The following is a 5355-nucleotide window of genomic DNA, read 5'->3' as shown; positions in this document are numbered from 1 at the left end:
CGCCACTCGGGACCCTCGGTGGTGCGGCGGGTGGCGACCTGGCCGGCTTCGGTGCAGCCGTAGATCTCCACCAGCGGCCCGCCCAGCGCGGCCTCGGCGCGCGCAGCGAGCTGCGGCGACAGCGGCGCGGTCGCGCACAGCGTCAGGTCGACCGGCGGCAGCGCCAGCCCGGACTCGACCAGCGTCTTCAGGTGGAACGGCGTCGTCACCAGCACGCGCGGCCGCGGCACGCTGGCCAGCACCTGCACGATGTCGCCCGGAAAGAACGGCCGCTCCGCTGCGAACGCCGCACCACCGAGCAGCGCCAGCAGCACGGTCGATTCGAAGCCGTACATGTGGTGCGCCGGCACCGTGCCCACGACAGTCACACCCTGCAGATCGGCCCGGCCCAGCGCCTCGGCCAGCCGCGCGGCCTCGGCCCGGAGGTTGGTGTGCAGCAGGTCCCAGCGCTTGCCATGCGGCATCGGCGCGCCGGTCGAACCGGAGGTCAGCACCTGCGCCGCCTCGTGGTCGCCAGCGATCTGCGGCACCCCCGCCTCTGCCGCCAGTGCACCCTCTTCCGCCAACCGCACCACCGGCAGCCCGATCTCCGGCGCCTCGTCGTCCGCCAGCACATACGCCTGCGGAAACAGCCCGCGCAGCCGCTCGACCATGTCCGGCGTGTGGTTCGGCGGCATCAGCCCCGCCTGCCCGCGCACCAGCGCAGCGCCCAGCGCCAGCGCGAAGCGGTAGCGGTCGCCGGTCATCGCCAGCACCGGCCCGCCCTCGGGCAGCGTCACCGCCAGGGCAGCGACATCGCGCAGATACTGTGCCCGTGCGATCGGCTGTCCGCGGCGCCAGGCCAGCGGCGTGTCGAGGCCAGGCCCGTCGGCCAGCAGCGGGAAGGTGGTGGTGGTTTCCGAGTCGCTCATGGGCGCGACTGCCGGTCCGCCTGGTGCAGGCGCCAGGCCCGCACCGCCGCGGTGAAGCCCACCCGCTCGAATTCCGGGTGCAGCCGGTAGCGCAGCCCGTATTCGCCGACGAACATCGCCAGCGTCGCCACCGGCGTGATGGCGTTGACCAGCAGCGACCACGCGCGCAGCTGGCCGCCGAAGTACAGGCCCAGCGACACCGCGGCCATCGCCGCGAAGTACAGCACCCAGGCCCGCGTCACCTGCCGCGTGTAGTGCGCCATGGCGGGCGTCAGGTGGCCGTGCACGCGCTGCGCCAGCGTGGAAATCAGGGGCTGGTGGCCACGGCGCAGCGTGGTGGCGAACCACAGCGCCAGCGCGGCGTGGACGCCCGCGTGCTGCGCGAGGAACACGCCCTGCACCAGCGGCGCGAAGGTGGACTGCGCCGCCCGCGTGATGAGCCAGTGCGAGCCCAGCGCGGTGCCGAGGGCCGCCACCGCCAGCAGCAGGAATCGCCCGCGCGCCACCATGCGGGACTCAGACCGTGCGGTGCGCGGCGATGTGGTCGGCCAGACTCGCCAGCGACGAGAAGATGCGCACGTTCTGCTCGTCGTCGGAGCGCAGCTGGAAGCCATAGCGCTTGGAGACGACCAGCGCCACTTCGAGGATGTCGATCGAGTCGAGGCCGAGGCCCTCGCCGTAGAGCGGTGCCTGGGGATCGATGTCTGCTGCGGGCGTGTCGAGGTTGAGCGCATCGACCAGCAGCGCGGCAACCTCCTGAAGCAATGGTGTGTCGGCAGTGGTCATGTCGGCCTGTCCTGGTGGGAAGCGCAGCGGTCAGAGGAAACCCGCATTTTACCAAACGCACCAGGCTCGATCGCGGCACGTGCCACGCGCCGGTCGGATCGCCGGGTCAGCGGGCCAGCGTCTTCAGGTACTCGGCCAGCACCTCGAAGCTGCCGCCCCAGCCGCCCTGCATCGAGGCATGGCTGGCGTCGAACAGCACCTGCTCCTCGGGCGTGGCGCCCTCGGGCTGCCATTGCAGCGTCAGGCGGGTCTGTGCGCCTTCGGTGGTCAGCACCGTGGTCGAGCGGGTGTGCAGCGGCCAGACCGGGGCCATCGGGTGGCGGGTGGCGCCGCGCTGCTCGTCGGAGAAACACTGCAGCAGCACGAGGCGGTCGGTCGGCGTGATCTCGACGAAATTCCACAGGCCCCAGAGCGGAAAGCCGAAGAAGTCCGCGCAGTAGTGGTAGCTGCCGCCGACGCGGAAGTCCATGTCGCTGTGGCGGATCACGCTGCCCTTGGGGCCGAACCAGTGCGCGAGGTGTTCGGGCTGGGTCATGACATCCCAGACCAGCGCCTGGGGGGCGTCCAGCAGGACGCTGATTTCGAAAGGATGGCTCATCGGGGCTCCGTGGAGGTTGACGGCCGTCATCGTAGCGCCGAAGCCCCGCCGGACCTCACAGCGGCTTGACGCGCTTCCAGCTGAACGGACCGAAGGCCTCGGTGCCGTTGTCGGCGTTGGCGGCTGGATCGATCGTGAGCTTCAGGTACTCCAGCGGCGTGGTGCTGCCATGCACCACGATGCGGCGGAAGTTGGGCACGCTGTAGCCGTAGGGCTGGTTCTCGTACGGATCGAACTTGCCGTTGCCGGCGGTGGCCGGCACCGTCGTGGCGGAGCAGGCCACTGCCGCCGCACCCGACGACGGCTCGATCACGCAGGCCGAGCCGGCCTTCAGCGGATTGTCCGTGCGGTAGGTGTGCGAGTCGCCGTTGAACAGCAGCACCGGCTTGCCGAAGCTGGTGGTGCTGGTCGCGATCTGGTCGACCAGGGGCTTGTAGCCGTAGAGGTGGCTGTGGCCGGCAGCGTCGTTCGTGAACACACCGTCGAGGTCCCACATGTCGGCCTGCAGCTGGATCACCACGCCGATGGCGCCATTGGCGGCAGCGGCCTTGAACGCCGCGGCCAGCCAGCGCTGGTTGGCCGCCGAGCGGTTGGCGACTTCCAGCGTCTGGGCCGCGCTCGCGGTCGGGGCGCCGTACCAGACATCGGTGTCGTTGTTCGAGCCGCCGGGCACGTTCAGCGTCACGAACAGCACCTTGGATTTCATCCACCACACGTTCTCGACGTAGGCGGCGTCGGCCGGGTAGGCGGTGTCGAACTCGTTGGCCTGCGAGTGCACGTCCATCGCAGCACCCGAGGTCTTGCCCGGTGTCGCGAAGAAGATCGAGCGCACGAGCTGCAGATTGGCGACCGGATCCCCGCCGACGTAGCTCAGCAGGTTGCCGGCCGCATCCTTCAGCAGGCTGATCGCGCCGGCCACGTAGGAGCCACCACCCTGCTTGACCTTGTGGCAGTCGGCCCACTCGTTGTCGCCGGGCGTGTAGACCAGCGGCACCTTGAACGCGGACCACTGCGCAGCGATCGCGCGGTCATAGGCCTCGGTGCAGTACTCCTTGCCGGAGTGGATGTCGCCGACATGCAGGACGGCCGACAGGTCGGCATCGGCATTCATCGCGGTGATGAACGCCGGGTTGGCCTTGAACTCCGCGTCGTCGGTCGGGCTGGTGCCGTAGGGCACGTCGCCGATCACGGCCACCGTGGACTTGGGTTCGACCGCCGGATCGGTCGTGCCGCCTCCGCAGGCCGCAAGCGCGGAGGTGAACAGCAGGGTGGCGATCGGCAAGGAGGCAAGGCGCATCGGAAGTGTCCTGGTCGGCGGACCGTCGAGGGCATGCACCGATCCGCTCGGAACCCGGTGACACGCCAAGGTGGATTGGCTTTTGTGTCCAGGAGTGTCCGATCCGACTGTGACAATTTGACGGGGGCCACCCGTCTGCAGCGGGCTACGGCCACACCGGTGCGCCTGGTCCGCCGTCGAGCACGGCGACCATCTCGTCGCTGTCGTCGATGCCACGCTCGACGAAGCCGAAGCTGGCGTAGAAGCGCTGTGCCGCGGCGTTGTCCGGCAGGTAGGAGATGGTGATCCGGCGCACATCGCCGTGTGCACGGATCTCGTCGATCAGCTGCGCCAGCGCCTGGCGGCCGATGCCGGTGCCCTGGTGCTTCGCATCGACCATGAAGCGCCAGATGCCGTATTCGCCGGCCTCGCCGCCCTCGACCGGAACGGCGTACATCATGAAACCCACCAGTGTCTCGGCCGCGTAGACGGCACGGGTCCGCAGGTGGGGGTGGAAGCTCGCCTGGGCGATCGAGTAGCTGTTGCTCGCGAGGTAGTCCTCCTGGTGCGGGAGCAGCTCCAGATCGGTGACGGCCTCGAAGTTGTCGCGCGTGACGGCGCGCAGCGTGATGTTCATGGGGACTCCGTGGAAGGACCGTTGCCGGAGGGGCGCGGGCCGAAGCGCTCGGCATGGCGTGCCCGCGCCGTTCGGTCTCGGCCGGGAGGGTTTGCCGCCTCCTCGCCAGCGACCGGTCCGCGCATGATGCGCGGGCGGGGCACCGCCTGCACGGATGGCGGGACGGGTGCCGCAACCCACCACCAGGAGAAGCCCCCATGATCAAGGTCAGCGTGATGTACCCCAACCAGGCCGGAGCCCGGTTCGACCACGACTACTACCGCGACCAGCACATGCCGCTCGTGCAGGCGCGCATGGGCGACAGCTGCCGCTACTACACCATCGACAAGGGACTGGCCGGCGGACTGCCGGGGACACCGGCCACCTATGTCGGGATGTGCCACATCTTCTGCGATTCCGTGGAAACCTTCCAGGCCGGCTTCGGCCCCCACGCGAAGGAGATCATGGACGACATTCCCAACTACACCGATCTGTCGCCCGCGATCCAGATCAGCGAGGTGGTCGTCGGACATCCCTGAAGGGCGCCGCGTCTCGCGCCCACCGGCATTGCCGCTGTCAGGCGGGTCCGGCCGTCAGGTCGCGGAACTGGGAGAGGTCCAGCGGCCGGCTGCGGCCCAGCCAGATCGCGAAGTCGCGGTGATCGGCGAGCTGGTCGCCGGTGACCGGATGCACGAACACGGTCAGGCCGGCCCGGTGCGCATTGAGCCAGGGCAGCACCTCGCCGAACAGCTCCGCGCGGAAGCCGAGCTGGCAGCTCCAGTCCGGGTGCGGCCCCACCGGCTGCGCGTGCACCCGGCCCATCGCCAGCGGAAAGTGCCGGGCGGCGGCTTCGCACAGGGCGCGGGCTTGGTCGATCGTGTCGGCGTCGAAATAGACGTGGGCGTGGTAGCCCGTGATCGGTGGGGTGGCGCGGTTCATGGGGGGCGGCTCCTGCGGGGTCACGCGGTCGGCAAGTACGGGGCAATGTTGCGCATCGCGCGTTCCACATAATCGTCCTTTTCCCCCACCGGCGCCACAGACCGGCCGCCGCTCACAAGCTCCCTCGCCTCATCGACGCCATGCGCACCAAGGGGCAGAAGTACGTCGAGGAGCGCTACCGCCAGTGCGTGCGCCACAACTTCTCCAGGCGCGCCCATCAACTCGGCAT

8 protein-coding genes and 1 pseudogene are annotated in these 5355 nt (G+C 69.6%); 1 reads left to right on the top strand and 8 read right to left on the bottom strand.

Going from position 1 to position 5355, the window contains the following annotated elements; all coding sequences use genetic code 11:
• From AB3X43_RS16915 to AB3X43_RS16890, 6 genes are all read right to left on the bottom strand, one after another.
• Window positions 1-911: AMP-binding protein (locus AB3X43_RS16915; protein WP_369431034.1), on the bottom strand; the 911-nt coding region annotated here is incomplete at its 3' end.
• The gene (locus tag AB3X43_RS16910) at window positions 908-1420 is read right to left on the bottom strand and encodes a COG4648 family protein (RefSeq protein WP_369431033.1); all 513 of its coding nucleotides are present in this window, start codon (window positions 1418-1420) and stop codon (window positions 908-910) included. The genes AB3X43_RS16915 and AB3X43_RS16910, both read right to left, overlap by 4 nt.
• 7 nt (window positions 1421-1427) lie before the next feature.
• Window positions 1428-1697 (bottom strand): phosphopantetheine-binding protein, encoded by a 270-nt coding sequence (locus AB3X43_RS16905; RefSeq protein WP_310461372.1) that lies wholly within the window; start codon window positions 1695-1697, stop codon window positions 1428-1430.
• A 106-nt stretch (window positions 1698-1803) separates the two neighbouring features.
• A complete protein-coding gene (locus AB3X43_RS16900; protein ID WP_369431032.1) occupies window positions 1804-2295 on the bottom strand; it encodes an SRPBCC family protein in 492 nt (163 codons plus the stop codon).
• 55 nt (window positions 2296-2350) lie between these two features.
• The gene (locus AB3X43_RS16895; protein ID WP_369431031.1) at window positions 2351-3592 is read right to left on the bottom strand and encodes a hypothetical protein; all 1242 of its coding nucleotides are present in this window, start codon (window positions 3590-3592) and stop codon (window positions 2351-2353) included.
• Window positions 3593-3737: 145 nt separating this feature from the next.
• Window positions 3738-4208 carry a GNAT family N-acetyltransferase gene (locus tag AB3X43_RS16890; RefSeq protein ID WP_369431030.1) on the bottom strand — a complete coding sequence of 157 codons (471 nt, stop codon included), beginning with the start codon at window positions 4206-4208 and terminating at the stop codon, window positions 3738-3740.
• Window positions 4209-4405: 197 nt separating this feature from the next.
• Between AB3X43_RS16890 and AB3X43_RS16885 the strand changes: the two genes are divergently transcribed.
• The gene (locus AB3X43_RS16885; RefSeq protein ID WP_369431029.1) at window positions 4406-4726 is read left to right on the top strand and encodes an EthD family reductase; all 321 of its coding nucleotides are present in this window, start codon (window positions 4406-4408) and stop codon (window positions 4724-4726) included.
• 37 nt (window positions 4727-4763) lie between these two features.
• On the opposite strand, the gene AB3X43_RS16880 is transcribed toward AB3X43_RS16885, so the two are convergent.
• Together AB3X43_RS16880 and AB3X43_RS16875 are read right to left on the bottom strand one after the other, a co-directional pair.
• The gene (locus AB3X43_RS16880) at window positions 4764-5126 is read right to left on the bottom strand and encodes a DOPA 4,5-dioxygenase family protein (protein WP_369431028.1); all 363 of its coding nucleotides are present in this window, start codon (window positions 5124-5126) and stop codon (window positions 4764-4766) included.
• A 20-nt stretch (window positions 5127-5146) separates the two neighbouring features.
• Window positions 5147-5355 (bottom strand): annotated as a pseudogene (locus AB3X43_RS16875) (hypothetical protein); the annotation flags it as partial.

The organism is Sphaerotilus sp. (assembly GCF_041083715.1).
Lineage (GTDB): Bacteria > Pseudomonadota > Gammaproteobacteria > Burkholderiales > Burkholderiaceae_C > Sphaerotilus.
The sequence above is the reverse complement of the archived record's forward strand: the minus strand, read 5'-3'. Positions and strand labels throughout refer to the sequence as shown.